This window comes from Bellilinea sp. (assembly GCF_034432615.1).
Taxonomy (GTDB): Bacteria; Chloroflexota; Anaerolineae; order Anaerolineales; family Anaerolineaceae; genus Bellilinea.
In genome coordinates this window covers 1-24,944 of sequence record NZ_DAOUBL010000199.1, presented here as the reverse complement: position 1 = coordinate 24,944, position 24,944 = coordinate 1, and the positions used below count along the sequence as shown (strand labels likewise).

The 24,944-nt window shown below is 49.9% G+C and carries 20 protein-coding genes; 13 read left to right on the top strand and 7 right to left on the bottom strand.

Translation table 11 applies throughout. The features are described from left to right. The 3 genes from VAE48_RS09140 to VAE48_RS09130 form a co-directional block, all read right to left on the bottom strand. On the bottom strand, positions 1 to 695 hold a 695-nt coding region (locus VAE48_RS09140; RefSeq protein ID WP_322793018.1), incomplete at its 3' end, for an iron ABC transporter permease. Beyond that, positions 692 to 1,894: an ABC transporter substrate-binding protein gene (locus tag VAE48_RS09135; RefSeq protein WP_322793017.1), complete on the bottom strand. Its 1,203-nt coding sequence runs from the start codon at positions 1,892 to 1,894 to the stop codon at positions 692 to 694. The genes VAE48_RS09140 and VAE48_RS09135, both read right to left, overlap by 4 nt. A gap of 4 nt (positions 1,895 to 1,898) precedes the next feature. Then, complete coding sequence (locus VAE48_RS09130) at positions 1,899 to 2,462, bottom strand: PadR family transcriptional regulator (protein WP_322793016.1); 564 nt, start codon at positions 2,460 to 2,462, stop codon at positions 1,899 to 1,901. Between the two features lie 145 nt (positions 2,463 to 2,607). Between VAE48_RS09130 and VAE48_RS09125 the strand changes: the two genes are divergently transcribed. The 4 genes from VAE48_RS09125 to VAE48_RS09110 all read left to right on the top strand — a co-directional run bounded on the left by VAE48_RS09125 (position 2,608) and on the right by VAE48_RS09110 (position 5,481). Then, the gene (locus VAE48_RS09125; protein WP_322793015.1) at positions 2,608 to 3,360 is read left to right on the top strand and encodes a zinc ribbon domain-containing protein; all 753 of its coding nucleotides are present in this window, start codon (positions 2,608 to 2,610) and stop codon (positions 3,358 to 3,360) included. A gap of 63 nt (positions 3,361 to 3,423) precedes the next feature. After that, on the top strand, positions 3,424 to 4,380 hold the full coding sequence (locus tag VAE48_RS09120; protein ID WP_322793014.1) for a hypothetical protein: 957 nt from the start codon (positions 3,424 to 3,426) through the stop codon (positions 4,378 to 4,380). 107 nt (positions 4,381 to 4,487) lie between these two features. Then, positions 4,488 to 4,937, top strand: coding sequence for a nucleoside deaminase (locus tag VAE48_RS09115; RefSeq protein WP_416181038.1), 450 nt, complete (start codon positions 4,488 to 4,490; stop codon positions 4,935 to 4,937). A gap of 94 nt (positions 4,938 to 5,031) precedes the next feature. Next, a complete protein-coding gene (locus tag VAE48_RS09110) occupies positions 5,032 to 5,481 on the top strand; it encodes a YccF domain-containing protein (protein ID WP_322793012.1) in 450 nt (149 codons plus the stop codon). 76 nt (positions 5,482 to 5,557) lie between these two features. Here the strand turns inward: VAE48_RS09110 and VAE48_RS09105 are convergent, their stop codons facing one another. Continuing rightward, positions 5,558 to 6,844, bottom strand: coding sequence for a Glu/Leu/Phe/Val dehydrogenase (locus VAE48_RS09105; RefSeq protein WP_322793011.1), 1,287 nt, complete (start codon positions 6,842 to 6,844; stop codon positions 5,558 to 5,560). Between the two features lie 263 nt (positions 6,845 to 7,107). After that, positions 7,108 to 8,574, bottom strand: a complete 1,467-nt coding sequence (gatB, locus tag VAE48_RS09100; protein ID WP_322793010.1) for an Asp-tRNA(Asn)/Glu-tRNA(Gln) amidotransferase subunit GatB — start codon at positions 8,572 to 8,574, stop codon at positions 7,108 to 7,110. 178 nt (positions 8,575 to 8,752) lie between these two features. On the opposite strand from gatB, the gene VAE48_RS09095 reads away from it, so the two are divergent. From VAE48_RS09095 to VAE48_RS09055, 9 genes are all read left to right on the top strand, one after another. Then, positions 8,753 to 9,466 carry a hypothetical protein gene (locus VAE48_RS09095; protein WP_322793009.1) on the top strand — a complete coding sequence of 238 codons (714 nt, stop codon included), beginning with the start codon at positions 8,753 to 8,755 and terminating at the stop codon, positions 9,464 to 9,466. Positions 9,467 to 9,598: 132 nt separating this feature from the next. Continuing rightward, positions 9,599 to 10,285 carry a response regulator transcription factor gene (locus VAE48_RS09090; RefSeq protein ID WP_322793008.1) on the top strand — a complete coding sequence of 229 codons (687 nt, stop codon included), beginning with the start codon at positions 9,599 to 9,601 and terminating at the stop codon, positions 10,283 to 10,285. A gap of 18 nt (positions 10,286 to 10,303) precedes the next feature. Then, positions 10,304 to 11,677, top strand: a complete 1,374-nt coding sequence (locus tag VAE48_RS09085; protein WP_322793007.1) for a sensor histidine kinase — start codon at positions 10,304 to 10,306, stop codon at positions 11,675 to 11,677. A gap of 26 nt (positions 11,678 to 11,703) precedes the next feature. Further along, entirely contained in the window at positions 11,704 to 12,729 is a 1,026-nt protein-coding gene (locus VAE48_RS09080) for a lysylphosphatidylglycerol synthase transmembrane domain-containing protein (RefSeq protein WP_322793006.1), read from the top strand. An 18-nt stretch (positions 12,730 to 12,747) separates the two neighbouring features. After that, the gene (locus VAE48_RS09075; RefSeq protein WP_322793005.1) at positions 12,748 to 14,061 is read left to right on the top strand and encodes an NAD(P)/FAD-dependent oxidoreductase; all 1,314 of its coding nucleotides are present in this window, start codon (positions 12,748 to 12,750) and stop codon (positions 14,059 to 14,061) included. Between the two features lie 490 nt (positions 14,062 to 14,551). Then, positions 14,552 to 15,874: a chromosomal replication initiator protein DnaA gene (gene dnaA / locus VAE48_RS09070; RefSeq protein WP_322793004.1), complete on the top strand. Its 1,323-nt coding sequence runs from the start codon at positions 14,552 to 14,554 to the stop codon at positions 15,872 to 15,874. 124 nt (positions 15,875 to 15,998) lie between these two features. Then, complete coding sequence (locus VAE48_RS09065; protein ID WP_322793003.1) at positions 15,999 to 17,201, top strand: glycosyl hydrolase; 1,203 nt, start codon at positions 15,999 to 16,001, stop codon at positions 17,199 to 17,201. Positions 17,202 to 17,337: 136 nt separating this feature from the next. Beyond that, positions 17,338 to 18,549 (top strand): hypothetical protein, encoded by a 1,212-nt coding sequence (locus VAE48_RS09060; protein WP_322793002.1) that lies wholly within the window; start codon positions 17,338 to 17,340, stop codon positions 18,547 to 18,549. 94 nt (positions 18,550 to 18,643) lie between these two features. After that, positions 18,644 to 19,855 carry a glycosyltransferase gene (locus VAE48_RS09055; RefSeq protein ID WP_322793001.1) on the top strand — a complete coding sequence of 404 codons (1,212 nt, stop codon included), beginning with the start codon at positions 18,644 to 18,646 and terminating at the stop codon, positions 19,853 to 19,855. Positions 19,856 to 19,864: 9 nt separating this feature from the next. Here the strand turns inward: VAE48_RS09055 and VAE48_RS09050 are convergent, their stop codons facing one another. Both VAE48_RS09050 and VAE48_RS09045 read right to left on the bottom strand, forming a co-directional pair. Beyond that, entirely contained in the window at positions 19,865 to 22,201 is a 2,337-nt protein-coding gene (locus tag VAE48_RS09050; RefSeq protein WP_322793019.1) for a glycosyltransferase, read from the bottom strand. Then, the gene (locus VAE48_RS09045; protein WP_322793000.1) at positions 22,198 to 24,846 is read right to left on the bottom strand and encodes a glycosyltransferase family 39 protein; all 2,649 of its coding nucleotides are present in this window, start codon (positions 24,844 to 24,846) and stop codon (positions 22,198 to 22,200) included. Before VAE48_RS09045 ends, VAE48_RS09050 begins: the two co-directional genes overlap by 4 nt. Between the last annotated feature and the right edge of the window lie 98 nt (positions 24,847 to 24,944).

The following is a 24,944-nucleotide window of genomic DNA, read 5'->3' as shown; positions in this document are numbered from 1 at the left end:
CGCCAGCGCATCAACCAGAGAATCACCAGCCCTAAACCGATGAGCGGCAGAACCGACAACACACTGCGCCAGGTGATGCTCGACAAACTACCCAACAGCCAAAAGGTGATATCCGGGAGCTGGCGTAAGGGATCGGCCAGGCACTTGATCAGCCCAACGCCGGACGCAAACAAGGCCGACACCGCAATACCCGCCAGCAGCAGGCGCAGCACCCATCCGCCGTAACGAACCCGCCGCGCCAAAAGGTAAGAAAGTGCCAGCCCAAACAGGCCAAATAGAATGGCGCTGATCTGCACCTGCCAGTTGACTCCGCCCAGAACAAGAATGCTCACTGCAGCGCCGAAGGCGGCTGCCTGCGAAACGCCCAGAAATCCCGGTTCCACCAGCGGATTGGCAAACACCATCTGCATCACCATGCCGGCGCCGGCCAGGCTCATCCCAATCAAGAGCGAAGCAATCAGGCGCGGCAGGCGCAGGTTGAGGATCAAGCGCTGAGCCAGTGAATCTTCGGCCAGTTGTGCCGGGGAGATCAAGCCCACCTGCGGATAGCGTCCAAAAAACAGCGAAACGGCAAAAACAACCAGCAGCAAGGCAACCAACCCCAGCAACCGGCGGCGGCTGCGCCGCCGGCTGGCCAGTTGTGAAGCAGATTTTGCCTCAGCCCGTAAAGCGCTGGACGAATAGACAGCACTCACCGAAAATCACCCTTGAATACAGGAAGAATTTTTTCCTCAAAGGTTCGGGCATCCAGACCGTAAAACCGCTCAAAAAACAGCCGGGCTTCAGCGGTCAAGTCAAAATTCGGAAAAGCCTCAGGGTGCAGGCGGTAGGCCAGATAACGCAGGCCTAAAATCCAACGTGGGTCGGGTTGATCCCAGGAGTAATAATCTCTGGGAAAGGCATACAAATGCCCCTCCTGCACGGCGCGCAGCGCCTGCCACTGCGGGTCTTGCAGCAGGTTTTCCACCACTTGCTGGGGGTTGGCTGTGTAAGCAATGATAAAAATGCGGTCAGCATCCCAGCTGGCAATCTGCTCCAAATTGACTTTCGTCCAGCCGCTGCCCAGTTCAATATCCGTCCAGACCGGTATACCGCCGGCCAGTCCGGTCAGGATGGTCTGCAGCCAGGTTTTCGGCGCCACATTAAAGGCCACCTGCCCATCGCGGTCGGAATAATACAGCAGCAGGACGCGCGGTTTCTGTTCATCGGTCAAATCTTTCAATGCGTTGCTGACCGCATCGAGATGCTGCTGGTAAAAGGCCCAAACCTCATCCGCGCATTGAGAGTTTCCAAACAGGATTCCCAGCGTCTGTAAATCGCGCTGATATTCCTGCGGGGTTTCCATCGAAAGATAAACCACCGGAATACCCAGCGCTTCCAACGGATTGCCGAGCGGTTCCTGCATGTACGGCTTTAAGAGAACCACATTCGGCCGCGCCGTAACGACCTGCTCGGCGCCCACATTGGTTTCAAAGGCAATCTTTTCAGGTAATCGTTGATCTACCAGTGCCAGAAAATCGCCATCCGGCGATTGAGAAGTGCGCGAGACCGCCACCACCCGTTCGAACGATTCGGGAAAGAGGTAAACTGCATCTGCCAGCAGCGCAACACCGCGGCCAGCCACCACCACCCGCTTAGGCAATTCCTCAAACGTTACAGTGCGCCCCAAAGCATCGGTCAGCACGATGGGCTGGTGCTTAGCTTCGGCAGGCTGCGGTGTGGGAGTGCTTTCTACCCTTTCTACCGCTTCAAGCGAGGCGAGCAACTCCTGTTCGACTGGTGTGGCAGAGGGGGAAGATACAGCCGGATTTTCGACAGGCGGAGGGTTCATCGGTTGACAGGCCGAAAGCACAATCAAAACCACCCATAAACTCAACCAGATTATTTTCCGCATACGATTATCCTCCGTTAAAAATTGAATTAAAAGTCTGTTCAAACCAGTCCAACAGAGCCCGGGTCTGGTGCAGGCGCATCTCCACCGCCATGCGGTTGTAGGTCTGGTCAATGGGGATTCGCTCAAGTTGAGCGCGCAGGCGGTACAGCCCTTCCTGAATCACCTTGTGCTGACGGTCAAGAAAATCCTGCAGCTGCGCCGGGAACAGCCGCTGAATGAGAAAAACACGACTGGGCAGCTCCAGCCGGATGATTTGAACCGCACAACGACTGGGGGTCATCAGCCAGCGAAGAGCCTGCTGGCGGCCAACCTCGCTGAGGGTAAAAATACGTCGCGGCAGCCCGCGCCGCGATTCTTGCTCTTCACCGTTCACCCAGCCGCGTGCTTCTAACCGCCTGAGGGTGGCATACAGCTGACTCTGGCTGAGATGCCAAACGTGTCCCAACTCCCGTCTGAGAATCTGGTTCAACTGGTAGCCATCACGGGGAGTTTCCAGCAATAACGCCAAAAGTACATTTTCCGGGCTGGGACTTCGATAAGAGGATGTCTTTTGGATGGAATTTTTCATAAATACTGATTCAATCACTATTATAAATTTTCCGAAACAACCGAACAAGATGACAAATGTCATCGAAAAAATTGTTGTTTTTTTGTGACAAAGCGATACACTAAACTTACACACCCAGCCCGTTTCTATTCATAAGGAGAATATCATGGATAAATTTTCCCGCATGCCCCAGTACGATATCCGCAACGATGGGGCGGGGCCTTATGCCGTGTTCTATTGCGATGCCTGTGGGCGGGAGTTTCGCTCTCAGCCGGATGTCATCAATACATTGGGACAAGACCTTGGAAAACAGGCGGTAGGCGGGTTCTTGCGCAAAGTTCCGCTGGTTGGCAATGCAGTGGCTAACAGCGTAACCGGTGAAGATCCCCGCTATTCGTACAAAATGACTCCCCAGCAGCTGGAAAAAGCCTGGGCGCAGGCGCAGGTACATTTTCGAGAATGCCCCACCTGTGGGCGCATCGTCTGTCTCTCGGATTTCGACACACAATCGGGTTTTTGCATGGACGATTCTCCGCGCACCAACGAGATTGCTGAAGCCCGCGGCGAACAAGCCGGCGCAGCCCTGAAAGGATTGGCGAGCGCTTTCGGACTGGACAACGTGGTCAAGAAAGTCGGTCAGGCTGCCGAAAACGCCCAACGTGCCGCCGAACAAATGGCACGCTGCCCCAAAGACGGCACTCTTGCCGCGCCCGGCACCAAATTCTGCCCGGAATGTGGCACACCAATGCTTCAGCCCGAAGCCGTACTTTGTCCTAAGTGCGGTACCGATACCAAAGGAGCCAAGTTCTGCCCGGAATGTGGCACAAAAATTGAAGCCGCGCCTGCTCACTGCCCCAATTGTGGCGCTGCAGTAAAAGAGGCAAAGTTTTGCCCGGAATGCGGCACAAAAATCATCTGAAAATCAGGGCTCCAATTTTGTGAATTATCTCTAAAAGATACGGCTTTGGGGAGGTTCTTACCCGTGAAACCAGGTAAAAAAATTTTTGATTCAGCCCAATGGATAAGAAATCAATCCGCTCTCTTCCGATTACTGATCGGTTCAGTTTTCAGCCTGATCGTCATTTTCGCAGGATTCTGGTGGGTTGGCGGTCAAATTCCCAACTGGGGCAGCACCAATCAAGAAGTGATCGCCTCGCTGCCCGGTGATGAGATCATTGCATCTCCGGATATCATTTGGAACCACGCGCTGACGATTCGGGCATCCCCTGCTGAAATATATCCATGGCTGGTGCAAATCGGTGATTCGCGCGCAGCATTCTATTCGATTACCTTCATTGAAAACCTTTTTTGCATGACTACAGGAGAATGCCATTACGTGAATGCTGATCGAATTCACAAAGAATGGCAAAATCCTATCCGTGGTGAACAGGGCATTATCATCAATTACCTGGTGATTCAGGATTACCAGCCGGATCAGTTTGTGCTGGCAAAGAATAGCGCTGCCCTGCCGCTGCAATGGACATGGTTGTGGTACATTCAGCCGCTGGATGAGTATTTTTCGCGTCTGATTGTGCGCCATCGCATTGATGCGCCGGATGATGTGCCCTTGGGAATTTTCAATCTGATCATGAACAGCGGCTATGTAATGGAACGAGGAATGATGCTGGGCATCCGCGAAAGGGCAGAAGGCCTCATTCCACGCGCTTACGAAGAGCCGCTCGGTGCGCTGATCTGGCTGCTGGTATTTCTGAGCGGCATCATTGCAGCGGTTCATTTTGTAAAAGGATCGGCCAGCTGGCATGCGCTGGGAGTTGGTCTGGAAGTGATCGTCATTTTGTTCATCCTGACCTTCATTCAACCCCCGTTTTGGCTTCGGCTGGTATTCCTCATGCTGATTGCAGCCGGCGTGGCTATCCTCTACTGGCAAAAAGCCGTCCGCCAAAGCAACTCTTCCAAAAGCGCCACGCCTGAAACCTGATTTCATCCTTTTCTTCAAGCTATGCGCGAGTCTTGAAACCAGGCCTCTTTGTGATAAGATTCATCCACCCATTCCACCTTATATCAAGCAAGGAGGAGCAAGCGATGATGGATGAATTCATGCAAGCTGCTTACGAAGAAGCCCTGCAAGGCTACCGCGAAGGCGGCATTCCGATTGGTTCGGTGCTGGTATTGGATGGAAAAATCATCGGGCGAGGGCATAACCGCCGGGTGCAGCGCGGCAGCGCTGTGCTGCATGCCGAAATGGACGCACTGGAAAACGCCGGCCGGCTGGCACCCGAAGATTACCGCCGCGCCACCATTTACACCACCCTCTCTCCCTGTGACATGTGCAGCGGCGCCATATTGCTCTACAAAATTCCGCGCGTGGTGATCGGCGAAAACCAGACTTTTCTAGGAGCAGAAGAACTGCTGAAATCCCGCGGGGTGGAGCTGGTGGTATTGAATGAACCGCGCTTGATTCAAATGATGCAGGATTTTATTACCGAAAAACCCGACCTGTGGTACGAGGATATCGGACACTGTATTGAATGTTGAACCGCCAACCCGCAACTTTTTCGCCTCTTTTGCGTAAATAATATTGCATGTAATCCGTAATTCAATTACAAAACCGCGAAAGAGGTAAAAACAAATGACACAACCTACTCCCACTCCCGTCATCGTACAGCCTCAGGAACAAGGGCCGGGCTGCTTAATCCGGATTTTATATTTTTTGCTGGTCGGCCTGTGGCTGGGCGGCATCGTCACGGTGGTTGCCTGGGTGCTGAATGTGACCATCATCGGGCTGCCGCTGGGTTTATGGCTGCTCAACCGCCTGCCGCAGATTATGACCCTCAAACCGGTCAAACGGCAGGCAAGGGTCATGGTGGTGGACGGCAAGGTCATCTACCGCGAGTCGAGTCTGCCGCAGCCGCCTTTCCTGCTGCGCGCCCTGTATTTCCTGCTGGTCGGCTGGTGGTTCAGCGCTCTGTGGCTGGCGCTGGCCTGGCTGTTGACCGGTCTCAGTCTTGGTTTGGGGCTTCCGCTCGCCTTCTGGATGTTCGATCAGACCCCCGCCATTACCACCCTGGCGCGCTACTAAACCCTCGGTGCCTGAAAATCACAGCCGCCTCTCCGCTGCTGGAGAGGCGGCTGCCGTATTGGCTGGTTCCCTGAGATTAAATCCAGCCGCGCAATTCCATTGCTTTGACCACGCGGTTAATCGCCACCATATAGGCAGCATCGCGCATGAAGACCTTTTCTTTCTCTGCCAGTTCCAGCACCGCCTGGAACGCTGCCGTCATCTTCTGGTCGAGTTTGGCAAGCACTTCTTCTTTCGGCCAGTAGAAATTCATGTCATTCTGGACACTTTCAAAGTAAGAAACCGTCACACCGCCGGCATTGCACAGAAAATCGGGGATCAGGAAAATGCCGCGCTGTTTGATGACCTCATCGGCCTCCGGCGTGGTGGGGCCGTTGGCGCCCTCAGCGATCAGTTTGACGCGCGGCGAAATTTTATGCACCGATTCGGCGTTGATCTGCCCTTCCAGAGCAGCCGGGATCAGCACATCCACGTCTTTACTGATCCAGGCATCCCCCGATTCAATGGTATAACCGGCTTCTCTGGCTTTGGTTTTGTCAATCGTGCCGTACTGATCGGTAATACTCATCAGGAAGCGCGGATCAATCCCATCCGCCTTACTGACCGTGTAAGAAGTGCGGTCTTCGCGATCCCAATAAGAAACGCAAACCACTTTGCCGCCCAATTGTTCCGTAAATCCAATGGCTGCATACTGGGCCACATTGCCAAACCCCTGAACAGCCGCCAGACATTGAGTCGGGTCGAGCTTGAGGTGTTTCATGGCTTCGCGCACCGTATAAATCACGCCAAAACCGGTGGCTTCGGTGCGGCCCAGCGAGCCGCCGCCACCGACCGGTTTACCAGTAATCACACCGGGGGTATATTCACCCACCAGCTTGGAGTATTCATCCATCATCCAGCCCATCATCTGGGGGGTGGTGCCGACATCCGGGGCAGGCACATCCTGGCGCGGGCCGATATTCTTCCACATCTGCTGCACCCAGCCGCGTACCAGCCGTTCCTTCTCGCTGGTGGAAAGCGTTGCCGGGTCCACAATCACGCCGCCCTTACCGCCGCCCAATGGAATATCCACCACCGCGCATTTCCAGGTCATCCAGGTGGCCAGCGCACGCACCGTGTCAATCGTTTCAGCCGGATGAAAACGGATGCCGCCTTTACTGGGGCCGCGCGCATCATTGTGCTGGACACGAAAGCCTTGAAAGACTTTGATACTGCCGTCATCCATGCGCACCGGGATACGGAAGTGGAACTCACGCAGCGGCCAGCGCAGTATCTCGCGCACCTGCGGGTCCAATTTGAGCAGTTCTGCCACATGATCGAACTGGCGTTGAGCCATTTCAAACGCATTGGTGGTTTCTGCCATTGTTTTTTCTCCTGTTGATTGGAAGTTTGGGTTGGTTTGTTGCTTCATTAAAAAATAAACGGGCACAACGGCACTGTGCCCGCTCAAGACTGGGTTTGGAATTGCTGCTGGCAGCTCATCGGTTCAATTGACCTCACAAAAAGGTGATGATGATCCTGATATAGGTTAGCAAACCTGAGGTCGTTCGTCAATATGATGAAAATCGCCTCTCTCCGGTGATACCCGGCACGGCGCGGCGTCATTCGTCACATAGACAGGCAGGCTCAATCTTGTTTGAGCGCTGCCAGCTGTCGTTCCAGCTCGGCACGGGCTGCCGCCGGGCTGGCCCGTCCGCTTGTCTGGCGCATCACCTGCCCCAGCAGCCAGTTGAACACGGTGGTTTTCCCTTGATGATAGGCTTCCACCTCGCGCGGATTTTGCGCCAGTACGTCTGCCACAATTTCCGCAATCAGACCGGTGTCATTCACCTGCGTCAAGCCTCGTTCGGCAATGATTTGGGCGGCTGAACTTCCGCTTGTCAGCATCTCCGCCAGCACCACTTTGGCAGTGTTGAGATTAATCGTCTGATCGCCGGTAAAGCGCAGCAATTCCACCAGCATGGCAGGCGTTACCGCCAGTTGGGCAATGCTTTTCCCGCTCTGGTTGAGCCATGCAAAAATTTCACCGCTGATCCACAGGGCAATCGTTCGCGGTGAAATGGCAGATTTTGCCTGGCTGACACAGGCTTCAAAGTAGCCCGCCACAGCCTCGTCTTCGCTCAGCAGGGCTGCTTCGGCAGGGTTCAGCCCATACTGCTGGCAAAAACGGTTCTTCATCGCCTGAGGCAGTTCCGGCAAACTGGCGCGCACCCGTTCAATCCGCCCGGCTTCGATCACCAGCGGCGGCAAATCCGGTTCGGGAAAATAGCGGTAATCGTGCGCCTCTTCCTTGCTGCGCTGGCTGATGGTGACCTGCGCGGTTTCATCCCAGCCCAGGGTTTCCTGCCGAACCGGCAGACCCCCATCCAGCAGAGCAGTCTGACGTTCAACCTCATAGGCAATGGCGCGTTCCATTGCCCGAAAGCTGTTCAGGTTTTTGATTTCCACGCGCGTACCCAGTGTGCTGCTGCCCGGCAAGCGCAGCGAAACGTTTGCCTCAAAGCGTATGACGCCCTTTTCCATATCCCCGCTGTTAGCACCCACCCGCCTTAAAATTGCCCGCAGAGCGGTGGCATAGGCGCGCACTTCTTCCAGTGTATTCATGTCCGGCTCGCTGACAATTTCCAGCAACGGCACACCGGCGCGATTCAAATCAACCAGCGAGAATGAACGGCCCTCTTCATCCTGCATATGGATCAATTTTCCGGTATCTTCTTCCAGATGAACCCGCCGGATACGCACCGTTTTTTCTCCCTGCGAGGTTTCGATGCGCAAAAGTCCATGCTCGGCCAGCGGATATTCGTATTGCGAAATTTGATAGCCTTTGGGCAGGTCCGGATAAAAGTAATTCTTGCGGGCAAACAAACTGAGGGGGGCAATCTCACATTCTAACGCCAGGGCAACCCTCAGTGCATGTTCTACGGCAGCCCGGTTGACCACCGGCAGTGTGCCGGGCATGCCGGCACACACCGGGCAAACAGCGCTGTTGGGTTCTGCCTGGGTCGAATCGACCACCGGACAAGCACAAAACATTTTGCTGCGAGTTTGCAGTTCGGCATGAACTTCCAAACCAATCACTGCTTCGTACGGCATGGCTCCTCTGGCTCGGGCAAACTTGTGATGGGGGAGATTTTACCATAGCCCTGCCCCTCTCAAAATCCAATATTTTCCCAATCTGCTCTTAATAATTTCTAAACAATCGTTTGTTATCTTAAACACAGCAAGCACGGGAACATTCCCATTCACAAAACTCTTGAAAGGAGACACAATAATGAAAAGCAAAAAGTTGATTGTCGGCATTTCTTTGGGCGCTCTCGCCCTGATTCTCGCCTTCGGCCTGGCTGCTCAAGCCTTCCAGACGGTCAGCGCCAATGCGCTCCCACAGGTGGGCGGCCCATTCGGCGGTGGGCGGGGTATGATGGGGCCAAATGATGGTGAAGCACTGGCAGAGGCGTTGGGCATCACCACAGATGAGCTGACCAGCGCTTACCAAAAGGCAGTCCAAGCCGCCGTGCAGGAAGGTGTGGAAAAGGGCCTGATCACGCAGGCACAGGCCGATGCCATCCTCAACAGCACAGGCCGCTTTGGCGGCAGAGGAATGCTGGGCTGGCTGTTCCAAAACGGGGTAGATTTCCAAGCCCATCTTGCAGACGCTTTGGGCATCAGCGTGGATGAATTACAGGCTGCGTATGTGAAGGCTGCCGAAATTCGGCTGGAACAGGCAGTAGCCGACGGCCGCATCACGGAAGAAGAAGCCGAGTTGCTGCGCGCCCGCCATACCCTGTTCAACAATGAAACCTTCCAGAGCAGCATGCAGGCCGCTTTTGAAAATGCTGTCAAAGAAGCCGTTGCGAATGGCGTCATCACCCAGCAACAGGCTGACCTGCTTCTCCAACAGGGCGGTTTCGGGATGCGCGGCGGATTCATGGGCTTAGGCGGCGGTTGCCATGGCGCTGGACGCGGCGGCTTTGGACGGGGCTGGTAAATCCTCTTGAACCGGCTGGCGGTACGGTAACTTTTCTCCTCCTTACTAAATATCCGCTTTACGGGTGAGGATGCAGCGCAAGATCCCCGGCATCCTCACCCTTCGATTCTGACCGGAGTATAATGAATCAATATGGCGAAGAAACTGCTCATTGTGGATGACAAACTGGAATTGCGTCAACTGCTGCGCTCCTACCTTACAGAGGAAGGTTTTGAGGTCTTTACCGCCGGCAACGGTCAGGAAGCGTTGTTTGCCGCCCGCGATCATAAACCCGACCTGATCATCCTCGACCTGATGATGCCGGAGATGAGCGGCTTTGAGTTTTTACGCACTTACCGCCGCGAAGCAGAAACGCCGGTCATCGTCCTGACCGCCCGATTGGAGGAAAATGACAAAGTGGTCGGACTGGAACTGGGTGCCGATGATTATGTGACCAAACCGTTCAGCATGCGCGAACTGACCGCACGCATCCGCGCCGTTTTGCGCCGCATGGACAAGGCCGTAGCCGCGCCGGAAACTCTGCGGCGGGGGCAAATTGAACTGGACCGCACCAGCCGAATGGTGCTGGTCAATGGCAAACCGGTTGACCTGACACCTTCCGAGTTTGAAATTCTGGCCGCTTTCATGGAAACACCCGGCAAGGTTTTTTCGCGGCTGGAGTTGTTGGAACGCATTCAAGGGGATGCCTACGAAGGATATGAGCGCACCATTGACGTGCATATTCGCAATCTGCGCCTCAAAATCGAGCCCGATCCTGCCAATCCCCACTACATCGAAACGGTGTATGGAGCAGGTTATCGTTTTGCCGTTCGAGATTAACCGTCCGATGAAAAATATATGCGATCATTAACCGTCAAACTGACTCTGGCTTTTCTGGTGGTGGGTGTAACCGGCGCACTGCTGGTAGCCGTGTTCATCAACCGGCGCATCCAGTCCGCCTTTGACCGCTTTCTGCTGACCCGCGAAGAACAGGCGATGATCTCTGCTTTGCTGGAGTATTATCAGTTCAACGGGTCGTGGGAGGGGATTGACAACGCCCTGCTGCGCCGACCGCGCATGATGATGCAGGGAATGGGCGGGATGATGCGCACCATGGAAGCCACCTGGACGCGGTTCACGCTGGTAGATGCCGAACGACGGGTGCTGTTCAGCATTTCGGCTGGCGAACCCAGCGGCAGTCTGATTCCCGCCAGTGAATTGAACCGCGCTGTCGAGCTTTCGGTGAATAACCAGACCGTCGGCTGGGTGATTCTCAACGCCAAACGCCGCGCGTTGATTGCGGATACGCCCGAAGCAGTCTTTTTGCGCGGGGTCAATCAGGCAGCCCTGGTCAGTGCGGTGATTGCCTCGCTGCTGGCACTGGCACTGGGCGGCTTTCTGGCCTATGGGCTGACGCGTTCCCTGCGTGAGCTGACTCATGCGACCGAGGAAATTGCGCGCGGCAATTACGGCAAAGAGGTTGCCGTTCGCTCCAACGATGAACTGGGCACTCTGGCTCAGGCATTTAACAAAATGAGCCGCGATCTGGCCAACGCGGTTCGCCTGCGCCGCCAGATGACCGCCGATATTGCCCACGAATTGCGCTCACCCTTGACCGTGCTTTCCGGTTATGCTGAAGCGCTCAGCGAGGGTAAATTGAAAGGCAATCCCGAAATTTACAACGTTCTCCATCAGGAAACGCGCCAGCTCAGCCGTCTGATTGACGATTTGCGTCTGCTATCTCTGGCGGATGCCGGCGAATTAAGTCTGCTGATTCAACCCACCGATATTCCCACCCTGCTCAATCAGATCATTACCCGTCACAGTGTCACCGCTCAGCAAAAACAAATTGATTTACAGGCTGTCGTATCCCCCGGCCTGCCCAAATACCCCCTCGACCCCGACCGGATTGCGCAGGTGCTGGACAACCTGATTCTGAATGCCTTCCGCTACACCCCGGCGGGCGGCTGGATTCGGCTAAGCGCCGAAATCTCGCCGTCGGGCGGTTTGCGCCTGAAAGTGCAGGATAACGGCAGCGGCATCGCTGAGGATGACTTACCCTTTATCTTTGAACGGTTTTACCGCGCCGATAAAGCCCGCCATTCTAATCAGGAATCGGGGCTGGGGCTGGCAATTGCCCGCTCGATTGTGGAGGCCCATGGCGGAAAAATCACTGCTGAAAGTCAGCCGGGCAAAGGCACAACTTTCACCATAGACCTGCCGCCCACATAATTTGTGCAGCGTGTTACAATTGCGCCATGCTGAAACGCTGGCAATTCTGGGTTGGCATCGCCGTAAGTGCTTTTTTCCTGTATCTGGCACTGCGCGGCTTGCATCTGGGGGAAGTATGGGATTCGCTGCAAAATGCCCAATTCTGGTGGTTGCTGCCGGGTGTGGCAGTTTATTTTATCGGGGTGTGGGCGCGCGCCTGGCGCTGGCATTACCTGCTGCGACCCTTGAAAAAGATTCCCACCCGCACCATGTTCCCGATTGTGACCATCGGTTACATGGGCAACAATATTTACCCGGCCCGTGCCGGAGAGGTACTGCGCGCCGCCATTCTCAAAGACCGCGAGGGAGTGGCCATTTCTGCCTCGCTGGCTACGGTGGTGGTCGAGCGTATTTTTGATGCGGTGGTGATGCTCGGTTTTGTGTTTTTCAATCTGGGAGAATTAAGCCGGCTGACGCACGATTCCGGTTTTGTGGGCAATATCCAGCAGCTTTCGGTATGGAGCGCCTTGATTTTCATCGGCGCGCTGATCCTCTTCCTGCTGGCAGCAATGTTCCCGCGCGTTACCGAACGCCTGACGATGAGCATATTGGAAAAAGTCGTGCCGGCCCGCTTTCGCCCCAGGGTGAGCGGGGTTGCCCTACGCTTTCTGACCGGATTGGAATCGTTGCGTTCTCCGCGCGAAGCCTTGATGGTCTTTTTCACCACGGTCATCATCTGGCTGCTGGAAACCGGCAAGTACTGGTTCATCATGCACGGCTTCGGCTTTGAGGTCAGTTTCTTTGCGTTAATGCTGATGAACGGCATTGTCAACATCGCCACCACCCTACCCTCCGCCCCGGGGTACGTGGGTACCTTCGATGCGCCTGGCATTGCCGTGCTGGTGGCTTACGGCGTGCCGCAGGCTACCGCGGCGGCCTATACACTGGTACTACACGCCGCGCTTTGGCTGCCCATCACAGCCCTGGGGGCCTATTATTACTTCAAACAACCCCTGCGCTGGGGGAAGGATTTACAGCAAATCCGCCAGACGGAGAGCGCAGCAACAGACTAAAACGAACGAGGGAAGAACATGCGAATTGCTGTCATTGGAGCAGGCATCGGCGGGATGAGCGCCGCATTCGACTTTGTCAACGCCGGACATCAGGTGGTTATCTACGAATCGGCCCCCTACGTGGGCGGGCTGGCAGCCGGCTTCAAAGACGAGGGCTGGGAGTGGTCGGTGGAGCATTTCTATCATCACTGGTTTCAGACCGACCGCGACATGCTGAACCTGATCCGCGAGCTGGGTTTGCAGGATAAAGTGGTCTTCCCCCGCCCCAAAACTGTGGTTTATTACAAAGAAAAGTTTTACCCGCTGGATTCTCCGCTGGCAGCGCTCATTTTTCCCGGCTTCAGCCTGCCGGACATGATTCGCTTTGGGTTGGTGACGGCTTATTTACGTTATTTGGCCGACTGGAAACCGCTGGAAAAAATCACGGCTCACGAATGGATGCGTAAAGCCTACGGGGAACGGCTGTACAGTGTCCTGTTTGAACCCCTGCTGCAAGGCAAGTTCGGCCAGCACTATAAATCCGTCAACATGGCATGGTTTTGGGCGCGCTTCAAGGTGCGCTCCACGCGGCTGGGGACTTTTCAAGGCGGCTTTCAGGCCTTTTCGGACACCTTTGCTGAAATTCTACGCCGCCGCGGGGTTGAGATTTTGCTCAACACGCCCGTTGAACGCATCGAAAGCGGCGGGAAGGTAGATGTACTGCTGAAAGACGGTCAGCGGCAGTCCTTTGACCAATGTCTGGTAACGGTTGGGCCGGGTTTACTGGCAAAACTGGCTCCCAGCCTGCCGGAAGATTATCTGCGCGGGCTTCTCAACCTGAAAAGCATGGGCGCGGTGGTGATGGTGCTGGCGCTGCGCCACCAGTTATCTGAAGAAGGTTACTACTGGTTCAACATTCCCAAGAGTGCCGGCTATCCATTTCTGGCGCTGGTGGAACACACCAACTTCCTGCCGAGCCGGCACTTTGGCGGCGACCATATCGTTTATATCGGCGATTACCTCGACCCCGACCACGAATACTTTCGGCTGAGCAAAGAAGAATTGCTGGAACGCTTTTTACCGGTGCTACCGCGCTTTAATGCGCGTTTTGAACGCGAGTGGATTCGCAAAACCTGGTTGTTCCGCACCACCTACGCCCAACCGGTGCCGCTGGTCAACCATTCGCAAAACATTCCGGATATTCGCACACCGCTGCCCGGTGTGTACTTTGCCAGTATGAGTCAGGTGTACCCGTGGGATCGCGGCACGAATTTTGCCGTGCAGATAGCCCGCCGGGCTGCAAATATGATGCTGAACGACCTGAACCAAACAAAATTAAGTGTTAAAAATTAGTGTGACAGCAAGATTCCGTTCCGCGAGTCTTATGGAAAAAATTTGGGAATTGGAATCTTTTTGAATTTTTTGGAATTAAACACCACGGATAGAACATACAATCAACAAATCGGACATGACCCCCATATATAGGGGGTCGTATTCGGTCTTATCCCCCTTTTATGGTGTTTGCAGCTTACTACACTATCGCGAATTAATTTTAAAAATTTCAAGATTGTCCTTAACATGAGAATTCTTAAAGATCAGATGTTTTTTAGAGTAGCGTATGGTAATCGTCTTGTCCTTGGGCGCGGCTTCTGTTAGAATGTACAAGCAATCAGCAATACGGGGACAGCCCGATTGTAAGCGGGTCTTCTCTACCACCCGCCACATCCTGTGCAAAACTCAGGCAATTTAGACTTGTTTGCAGCCTCACCGTTGGGTGGGATTGTTCTGCATATCTCACCTGCTGTCTGGGTTTGCACCCTATCCTGTATGCGGAGGACGACACATGAATGCTCAACAAGCCTGGCAGGCAGCCCTTGGACAACTGCAAATGGAAATGCCCAAAGCATCCTTCGATACATGGGTACGCAACGCGGAATTAATCCGTGTAGAGAATAACAAGGCCCGCATCGGTGTCCAAAATGCCTATGCCAGAGACTGGCTGGAAAGCCGGCTTGCCGGTACATTTTCCCGCCTGTTGACCGGCTACCTCGACTCGCCAGTAGAGGTTGAGTTTGTCGTCTGGCATCGCGAAAGCGAGGCTGAAAGTACTTCAGCGCAGGAAAACGCGGCGCGCTCCAACGGGAACAGCAGCCGTTGTCTGATTGATCGTTATCGTTTTGAAAATTTTGTGGTTGGAGCCAGCAACCGCATGGCCCATGCTGCCTGTCTGGCGGTGGCGGACAAACCCGCCCACGCCTATAACCCGCTGTTCTTATACGGCGGGGTTGGATTGGGCAAAACGCATCTACTGCATGCCATCGGCAACGCCGCCAACGATAAGGGCTTGCAGGTGCTGTATGTTTCTTCGGAAGACTTTACCAACGAACTGATCAACGCCATCCGCACGCAGAATACGCTGGCTTTTCGTGAACGCTACCGTTCCATAGATGTTTTGCTGATTGATGACATTCAATTTATTGCCGGCAAGGAATCAACTCAGGAAGAATTCTTCCACACCTTTAATACACTGCACAATCAGGAGAAGCAGATTGTGCTTTCTTCGGATCGTCCGCCCAAGGCGATGGTAACCCTGGAAGAGCGACTGCGCTCGCGGTTTGAGTGGGGATTAACGGTAGATATTCAACCCCCGGATCTGGAAACCCGCATCGCCATTTTGCGCTCCAAAGCCATGCGCGCCGGGCGCGAAGTGCCCATGGACATCCTGACGCTGATTGCCCGTCAGATTCAGTCAAACATTCGCGAACTGGAAGGGGCGCTGACGCGCATTCTGGCCTATGCCGATTTGAGCAACCAGCCGATTACCGACAAACTGGTGGAAATTGCGCTGGCTGATCTGCTGCCACAACCGAACGCAGTTGAACCGGCGCAAATTCTGCAAGCCGTAACGCGCACCTTTGGGGTCAGCCGTGAAAGATTACTGGGACGTGATCGTTCCCGCGAGGTAGCCTTACCGCGTCAGGTGGCCATGTATCTGATGCGCGAGATTGGCAACCTTTCGCTGCCGCAGATTGGTGAAGCCCTGGGCGGACGCGATCACACCACCGTGATGTACGCCTGTGAGAAAATTGCCGACCAGATTGAACGCGACGACCGCCTTCGCCGGCAAGTCCTCTCCATCCGCGAGCAGGTGCTGGGGAGGGGGTAGGGGGAAAGGGAACAATATTATGGTCATATTGACTAAAGGCAATTTGCACTTTCGAAAGTTTGATGCAGGTATATTTTTGTTATAATACAATCTCAACTTAAACTAAGAGCTGAGGTTTTTTTTCGTGAGAAAAATATCTTCTCGAATTTTGCCTTTTCTTTTCATAATCTTATCCATATTAGCCTGTTCTGCCGCTCCGGTCATCGAAGACCTCAATTCGGATGTTACAACCCCAACCCATGAGAATACATCTTCTGAGCAAGTTAATCCTACACCTACGTTTACGTATCTGCCCTTAGTTCGTAATGGTTTACCAAAATTTATCGGGTATATAGATAAGATTTACTGGTCCAAGGAAAATGTTGAAAGATATATGCCTGAAGCGGACAATCTTTCCGGGTTAAAAAACACAGCGGTTGGATGGTTTATTGATATCCAAGACCCAGCCTTTTATGAAGATTGGGAAACCGAAGCTGCCCTAAACCGGAATAATCTGTATCGTCAGTTGGAAAGACTATGGGAAAAAGGGTACCTCTCTTTTGTAAAAATTGGGTCTAGTGATAGTATAGACAAAATTATCAGCGGCAACTATGATGCCAGAATCGCCCAAATGGCAAAAATATACAAAAAATGGGTGGACAAGGGAGAAGGACGTAAAGCAATGCTTGCCCCTCTGCAAGAGATGAATGGGGATTGGGTTGCATATTATCCTAAAAACATGTCTTTGGGTCAAAAACAACAACTTTATAAGCAAGCCTATCAAAAAATTCAAGCTATTTTCGAACAAAACGGTGTTGGCCGAAATCAAGTCTGGTGGGTGTTTGCTGCAAATGGCTTAAGTTCACCGGATGTGCCCGAAAACAATTTTGAATATTATTATCCGGGAAATGATGCAGTGGACATCGTAGGTTTTGCTTCTTACAATTACGGGTATTGTACTGCAACCTATAAAGTGGGTGAGTATGATTATGGTCGTTGGGAAAACTATGATACTTTGTACGAACCCTACATTCGAAGAATGGAGACGATGGCCCCCGGCAAACCAATCATCATCACAGAAACCGGTACCTCAGCAATTTTTACAAAGGATGACCGTCCAGATCATTTCAACTACTCGATGAAAGCGCAGTGGTTCTATGAAAATTACAGTTACATAGCCAGACAGCGAAATGTGCTGGGAGTTTTCTACTTTGACATCAATGAGTTTGATGGTACAACTTGTGATCTCCGAATTCCTCGAGAAAATTTTACAGCCTATCGAGATGTGGTTGCTCAAGAAGGTTATCGGTACTTAACGATCACCGAGCTGAAAGGGTTTTTACCATAGTTTAAGCTAGGCCAATACCTTCAGGGGGCTGCATCCAGCCCCTTTTTTAGTTTGCAAATTTGTAGGGAAAAACTGAGGAAATCCACAACTATAATAAGAACAAACACCTCTCAAGAGGAGTATAAGGAGTCTATTAATGTTTCAAAAACAGAGCGGTAAAATCATTCTCCTGTTAAGAGTTTGGTTAATTGCTTTTTTGTGTGTATTTACAATGAGTAGTGGAAAAACTTATATCGGACATGCCCAGGAGATCAGTGCAAATAACTGGCAAATTTTCTTACCGATTGTTCGAAATGGACTTCTACCTTTCCAGACTTCATCTAAATTTATTGGGATTTACATGCAGGAATATTGGACAGACGATGCTGTGAGTGCTAAATTACCTTCGGCCGACTCATTGGCAGGAAAAAAACATAGTGTCGTAGGGTGGTTCATCGATCTACAAGATATCGCTTTCACAAGTCAAAATGACATTCGCACAAATAATTTTTATAGACAATTAGAAGCGTTATGGAAAAATGGTTATATTTCCTTTGTAAATATAAATATTGCAACAGTTAAATCAGTAAATACCACAAACGAAAAGTGTCCTTTTTCGGCAAGCGCTTACCAAATTGCAAGGGGCGATTGCGATAACGCCATTCGCCGCATGGCAGAATTATATAAACAATGGATATCCGCAGGTGCAGGGAGAATTGCTTTTCTCGCTCCATTACCAGAAATGAATGGTGTTAATGCAAATGGAAGCATTTGGACATCTTACGGAGGGGATGCCGCCAATTTCAAGCTGGCTTATCAGAGAATAATCAATATTTTTTCCGAAGCAGGAGTAGGCAGAGGGCAAGTTTGGTGGGTTTTTGCTCCAAATGGATGGAGTAAAGAGGGACATGAATTCGAAAAATATTTCCCGGACGGATCTTTGGTTGATATGATCGGATTTAGTTCCTATAATTATGGTTACTGCCATGTAGCCATACCCTGGCAAAGGTGGGAAAACTTTGACACATTATTTGCCCCTTACCTCGAGCGCATTCGGCAGATGGCTCCTTCCAAACCAATCATCCTCGCCCAAACCGGTACAACTGCCGAATATCCAAAAACAGGTGAAGTAAATATCCAGCAGAAAAACAACTGGCTTCGCCAGAATTACGAATACCTTGCCCAACAACCTCAGGTGATTGGAATTTTATATTACGATTATGATCAAAGCAGCTGGGATGATCAAAGCGGCGGGGAATGTAATTGGAGAATCTTACCGGGGACAACTTATCAAGGATATACCGAAGGGGTGCGAAATTCGGCGTATCAATATCTAAGTGCTCAAAGTCTCAAAACCATTCTTCCTTAGCCTTCACCAATGCAAAATCTCTCGATTATAATCTCTACTTGATTTTGAATGTGGATTAACGAGTATATTTGACCCAAAAAGAACCGTAATATTCATGAACACCAAAACATTAGCCAGCAAGGCAACCCGATATCTAATTGAAACTATACGAAAAATTACCCCGTCGCCGGTAAAGAAAATTGCCAAAAAAATTTTACGGATTAAGGACAGCAATATTATAAAACAGCATCAAAAATTACTTGATGAAATCCTGACCGATAAAAAAGGATACTACAAAGAGATTGTTATCTTTCCTCCAAGTCTGGATTGGAATGTACAATTATTTCAACGTCCGCAGCAATTGGCATTAGCTTTAGGCAGACAGGGGGCATTGGTTTTTTATATGCAACCGAACCCAGACCGAAAGCAGCCCCCTTTTCACTTGATCGAGAAGGGGATCTATCTCTGCAATGTTCATGTGGATACTTTTCGTGATCTTCCAAATCCATTTATCTACCTTCTAACCTGGAACAGTGATTACGCCAAATGCTTTAATCATCCTCGCATAATATATGATTTTGTTGACGATATTGATGTATTTTACGGCGAACGCGATCAAATTGTCAGCGGGCACGATTTTCTCCTTAGAAATGCCCATATTGTTTTAGCAACTGCAAATAAGCTAATTGAAGAAGTGAAAAATTATCGTCCTGACGTAATTTACTCCCCAAACGGGGTCGTATATGAACATTTTTCCAAGGCAGCCAGAAACGAATATACAGCCCCGCCACAAGATTTAGAAGCCCTAATCACTTCGCATCAGCCGATAATCGGTTATTATGGAGCACTTGCTCGCTGGTTTGACTATGATTTATTCAAAAAAATTGCCCTTCTAAGACCAAATTACCAATTCATCTTGATTGGACCCGATTACGATGGCACTCTACAACGCACCGATTTACTCACAATTCCAAATATCCACTGGTTGGGTGTCAAACCTTATAAAGAGTTACCCCATTACTTACAGTATTTTGATGTTGCAACAATTCCATTCGTAGTCAATGAGATTACTCACGCAACTTCACCTCTAAAATTATTTGAATATATGGCAGGAGAAAAACCTGTAGTAATAACACCAATGCGCGAAAGTATGAATTATGCTGGCGTATTAATTGCTCAAAAAGCTGAAGAATTTGCGACTCAATTAGATAATGCGCTTTTCAAGAAGGATGACTCTGAATACCGAACACTATTACGTAAAATTGCTTTAGAAAATACCTGGGATGAACGTGCAAAGGTCTTATTAGATGCACTGCATAAAGGATAAAATAATTAATTATCCAATCCTTATGATTTTTCTGATAAAGTCCCTTATTCCCCCTAACAAATTACCCAAACCACTGCCTTCCACTTTTTGAAATACTGGCAAAAACAATTGTCTTACCCATAAATAAAACCAATAAGATGGTGGTTTGGGACTCATGAGGTCATTTAGAACCCTATTTATTCCTTCATAACGTTGGTAAAGATCACTAAATTGATCGCTCACTTCCTGTACCACCTGATAAAGACGCAAACCCTCCTGTCTTGCCTGTAAAAATTCAACGATAAGGCGGGTTTGTTCCAGTAACTCCTTTGTGATTGAGGTTGGTTCGCTAATCAACTCTCTATCTTTAAGTACACTTTTCAATGCACCGGCCATACAATTTCCCATCTCATCTAACGTGAACTGATCCTGTATACGCTGACGGGCACGTTCACCTAGTAACTGCCTCAAAGAAGAATTATCGATCAACTTACCAAGCGTCCGTTGATACTCTTCCAGTTGCATTTGTTCATCCCCTGCCTCAATCAGAAAACCACATTCATCCGCAACCAGCTCGGCCTGGCCGCCTACTTTTGCGCCAACAACAACCAAACCGCACGCCATCGCCTCATAAATTGCTTGCGCAATGCCTTCGTTTTGGGAAGGAAGGAAAAAAATATCCGCAGCAGCCATGATGGATGGCATTTGTTCGGTGGGAACACTTCCCAGCAGAATCACTCGCTCGTTCAGGTGAGCATCCTTTATTCTACGTTCGACTTCAGAGCGCAGAGAGCCATCTCCGGCAATCAGCAGCCGAAACGGTTTCCCATCATTCACTAACCTTTCTACAACTTTTAGCGTGAACAGTGGTTGTTTTTGCTGCTCCAGGCGGGCTGCAAAAAGAATTACGGTTTCGTCCTGATCAATTCCCAATTGGGTTCGTATCTGGTGTCTAGCAGTTTTATCCGGTTTCCACAAAAATGGATCAACGCCAATATAGCACACCTTCAATCGGTCTGGCAAATCACCATTTTCAATCATCCATTGGCGCAATTGCTCCGACGAGGTGATGGTTAAATCAAGATATTCTTTATACAAAAGAGAAAGTCGTGGAAAACCGCCCTGCATCCATTCTGGTGTGACAAAATGCAAATAATCCACAACCGGTATTTGAGGATACAAACCACGCAATACCGGCAAGAGGCGGTATCCCTCATGGCTGCCCTGGATCATCAGCGCATCAAATTGTCGAGAGTAGATCAGATATCCAATAAAACGGAGATAATCGCTGACGGGGATGAAATTTGGCAAAATAAAAACATCCTCACTCCGTTTTTCAAAATCAAACTGCCAAATATGATTGGCAGGCGCTGTCGCTAATACGGTAATTTGCCATTCATGTTGCTCAAGTTGATCCATTAGATTTAATGCAAAGCGTTCCGCCCCACCCATCACCAGCCAGGGCAAAATCAACAATACACGGCGTTTAGGCTTGGTTAAGCGGTTATTGATGGGAATTTCCAACGAAGGTAAAGTTAAATCCAGTTCAAAATTACGAAGCGGCGGATTGGGGAATTGACCGGAATATAAGTGCGGATATTTCTGCTTGAACTGGTTGCGAAATTCAACAATGCGCTCTTCCTGCAAATTTTGCCACCGGTCGCCGTGATCTTCCCGCAGACGATACCAGGCTAAAAATTCCGGCACCGTCGCCCCCCAAATTCCTTGGGCGGCACAGCGCATCCAAAATTCCCAATCTTCCAGGCCGCCGCGAATCGACTCGTTAAATCCGCCTACCTTTTGATGAACAGATTTGCGAATCATACACATCATTGAGACTCGGTTGCGTTCTGCATTCTGTGCACCATCATGGAAACCACCCGTCCAGAGGTACTCTTTCCCCTCAAATGCCACGTGGTACGAAGCCGCGAAACCAAAGTGGGGGTGGGTTTGCAAAAACCACCACCACTTTTCTACGGCTGTCGGTTCAAGCAAATCGTCGCTATCCAGCAGCGCCACATACTCGCACCGGGCTGCTGCAAAGCCGGTATTCCGTGCCGCGCTCAACCCACAATTTTGAGGATGATCAATGACACGGATGCGAGGGTCGGATTGACGATAATTTTCCAGTATACGCAAAGATAGCGGATCATCCGACCCATCATTGATGATCAACCACTCAAACTGTTGTAAGGATTGCTGAAGAATGCTCCGGGCGGTTTGATGAAAGACTTCGCCGGTATTATAGAAGGGCGTAAGAATGGTAACCACCGGCGGCGTATTCTTGTCAGCGAGGGCATACCCAAAATGACGGCGTTGCGGATGGACGGGAGTGATCTCAAAATCTGGGGCTTGGGGGTTGATCATGGCTGTTCTTTCACTGGACACATTTGACCTGCTGCCAAACATACCTGATCAAACAAAACTCCTTCAGAATTACCTAAGGATAGATAAATCTCAACAAATTTACTCTTTTGTGGGGATTGAGAATACCAATAAAACCAATTCCATTCGGTTTCGACATTTTTCCAAATCTCATCCGATTCAATCAAGTTTTCATTTTCATCTAACCAACGTAGTTGCATAAGCAAAATTGCATTATTTCCGAGCGCTTTCGCCCAATAACCAAATGTGTACAATTGGTTTGATTCTATTTCTAATTTTTGTTTTACCCATCCAAATTTGTCTGAAAGCGGGCCGTATAAAAGTAATGATCTTGTACCCTCATAAGCCTCATTCGAGACAAATATAGAACCATCCTGATACCATGCAACTAATTGATCCCCGCTCGTTTCTTCAAAACTTTCATTTTGGACTAAATTATTAGGCTGGGGCAAAACAAGCGGTTCGGGAAATATTTTATAAACCAGAATCCCATTTTTAGCGAAAATCAATTGGCAGTAACGAACCAAAAAGTGAGATTGGTTTAGAATTGGATAATCATATTTCCACTTAACAAACTCAACCTCTGGTTGATTGATAAGTATATATTCATATCCCCGCTTTAACAACTCGATTGCAAGTTCGCTTTCGTTTTGTGCTGAAATCAGGAGCTGGTGAGCTTCTTTTACATCCCAAACACCATCGATGCGCGACGATGTGTACAGGCGAAATTCATTACCTACCGATAAAACCCGATGGCGTCCTCCAGGCTGTTGATCAATAAACCGAAAAGCATCATAAACGGGCAGATTTCTGGATAAATAGTCCTCCCGGTTTTCCCTTCCGAGAAAATAATTGATCGGAAGTCGTTGCGGCAGATTTTCAGATAATCTTGCAATAATTGGTAATCGTGTAGAAAAGCCAAACGCTAGAAGCAATAAAAACAGTAAGTTCCCCAGCAACCAACTCTCCTTATTTTCAAGATACTTATAAACAACATGAACATTTGCAGCTGCGCCCAATGCAATCCATGGAAAAACAGGCAACGCATAACGAAGCAACGCATTATTGACTATCATCATAACCCCAATGGCAATCATTGAACCGCATAGCCCCACCAAGATAAATTTCTTTGTCCTATTGGGTATGAAGGAAGAAAATAACCAAAGCGGTAAGGCCAAAAAGGGCAATGTTGCTACCATTCCACCGGGCGCTTCATGATAATATTTTCGGCTATTTAGCACAATATCTATTGGGTAACTGATGAAACGAATCAAATCACTGTTGATAAAACTGCTTTGTGTTGACCTTGCAGGTTCAATGATTGGAGTACTAAGTTTACGTACCAAATCTCCCCCATACGGAAAAAACGGGTCGCCCGTCCATAAGTAATCTCGAATCCACCACGGCAAACAAAGAATTAATATTATTGAACCCATAACCCCCATAGAAAACAAAAATTTAGAGAAGGTTTTCTGGAATAAACTCAATACTGCAAAACAAGCCAAAAAACCTACCAAAATTGGTCCTGCCGAGAGTTTCATTCCCAATCCAATCCCTCCAAAAAACCCTGCAAGTATCAGCCAGCGCCGAGAAAGATCACCCGAGTACCCAAGCAAACAAAAGCCAAATGCCGTTGTGAAAGCCGTTACAAACAAGTCAATATAAGCTGTTGCACCTTCATATGCAACTAATGGAATAGAGAAGAACAAAAATCCAGCGATTATCCCGGTACGTCGATTGAAAAGCCTGTTGCCTAATAAGTAAACAAAAAGTACACTGAGTAAGGTCATTGCTAAATGGAATAGGCGGGGTGTAGCCAAACCACCCAACTCAATACCAAGTGAATATAACATCTCTGCATAATGAAGCCAGGGATTATTTCCCCCTTCGGGAAACGGGATAATTCCCCCTTGTTCAACATAGAATTGCGAACCAGAAAGATGATAAGTTAATTCGTCATAACGGATAGGCGGGGCGAGAGCAATCATCCATGAAGGAGCGAATAACAATACAAAAACCGCAAGACCAAGCGCAACATTTGCAATATTGCCTTCCCTGAAAAATTGACCCAATTGTTCAACTTGTAAAAGAATGGTGTTGATCCATCGTTTGATCTTCGTCAAGACAAACAGGAAAAATAATATTCCCAATCCCCCCAGAGTTATCGGTAAAAAGAACAATCCAAACGCACCTTGAAGGGAGCGTAGAATCATAATGATTCCCAATCCCATCAAGACCGACATGGCGAACCGTTCAATTTTTGATAGATGTACCCCCCGCAGCACAGTTTGGATAACTGTATCCCCCACCCCAAAACCAATCAATAAAATTAATGCAACGGTGAGATAGGGCAATAAAATATGAATTGTAAAAAGTGGAACGATTATCAAAAAAGCAACGGATAGAAGTGCAAAAAATAGCAACAACCGATCAGCTGCTAAAAAAAACAATGCCACGATAGAACCGAAAAGAATTGCGAATATCCAAAGCCATCGAATATCCCAATACGATGATGGAAACAGTGGAGATGGGCGAAAAATCAACAGCAGAGAAATGTATAAACTCAACCCTGTTGAAACAGCAACCCAAAGATAAGTTAATAAAACTAAGAATTTACCCTTTATCATAAAGAAATTATTTCACAACAGTCGGCGTATCGTTCAAATATATACGCATCATCCACCAGCGATACTTGATGATTCCCAATCACAATTAAAACAAAACA

What these genes read in the sequence shown, in the direction of transcription:
- VAE48_RS09045 (WP_322793000.1), bottom strand. Translation starts at nt 24,846, where the DNA reads ATGATAAAGGGTAAATTCTTAGTTTTATTAACTTATCTTTGGGTTGCT.
- VAE48_RS09075 (WP_322793005.1), top strand. Translation starts at nt 12,748, where the DNA reads ATGCGAATTGCTGTCATTGGAGCAGGCATCGGCGGGATGAGCGCCGCA.
- VAE48_RS09130 (WP_322793016.1), bottom strand. Translation starts at nt 2,462, where the DNA reads ATGAAAAATTCCATCCAAAAGACATCCTCTTATCGAAGTCCCAGCCCG.
- VAE48_RS09125 (WP_322793015.1), top strand. Translation starts at nt 2,608, where the DNA reads ATGGATAAATTTTCCCGCATGCCCCAGTACGATATCCGCAACGATGGG.
- VAE48_RS09080 (WP_322793006.1), top strand. Translation starts at nt 11,704, where the DNA reads ATGCTGAAACGCTGGCAATTCTGGGTTGGCATCGCCGTAAGTGCTTTT.
- VAE48_RS09085 (WP_322793007.1), top strand. Translation starts at nt 10,304, where the DNA reads ATGCGATCATTAACCGTCAAACTGACTCTGGCTTTTCTGGTGGTGGGT.
- VAE48_RS09105 (WP_322793011.1), bottom strand. Translation starts at nt 6,844, where the DNA reads ATGGCAGAAACCACCAATGCGTTTGAAATGGCTCAACGCCAGTTCGAT.
- VAE48_RS09095 (WP_322793009.1), top strand. Translation starts at nt 8,753, where the DNA reads ATGAAAAGCAAAAAGTTGATTGTCGGCATTTCTTTGGGCGCTCTCGCC.
- gatB (WP_322793010.1), bottom strand. Translation starts at nt 8,574, where the DNA reads ATGCCGTACGAAGCAGTGATTGGTTTGGAAGTTCATGCCGAACTGCAA.
- VAE48_RS09090 (WP_322793008.1), top strand. Translation starts at nt 9,599, where the DNA reads ATGGCGAAGAAACTGCTCATTGTGGATGACAAACTGGAATTGCGTCAA.
- VAE48_RS09110 (WP_322793012.1), top strand. Translation starts at nt 5,032, where the DNA reads ATGACACAACCTACTCCCACTCCCGTCATCGTACAGCCTCAGGAACAA.
- VAE48_RS09055 (WP_322793001.1), top strand. Translation starts at nt 18,644, where the DNA reads ATGAACACCAAAACATTAGCCAGCAAGGCAACCCGATATCTAATTGAA.
- VAE48_RS09135 (WP_322793017.1), bottom strand. Translation starts at nt 1,894, where the DNA reads ATGCGGAAAATAATCTGGTTGAGTTTATGGGTGGTTTTGATTGTGCTT.
- VAE48_RS09050 (WP_322793019.1), bottom strand. Translation starts at nt 22,201, where the DNA reads ATGATCAACCCCCAAGCCCCAGATTTTGAGATCACTCCCGTCCATCCG.
- VAE48_RS09060 (WP_322793002.1), top strand. Translation starts at nt 17,338, where the DNA reads ATGTTTCAAAAACAGAGCGGTAAAATCATTCTCCTGTTAAGAGTTTGG.
- VAE48_RS09115 (WP_416181038.1), top strand. Translation starts at nt 4,488, where the DNA reads ATGGATGAATTCATGCAAGCTGCTTACGAAGAAGCCCTGCAAGGCTAC.
- dnaA (WP_322793004.1), top strand. Translation starts at nt 14,552, where the DNA reads ATGAATGCTCAACAAGCCTGGCAGGCAGCCCTTGGACAACTGCAAATG.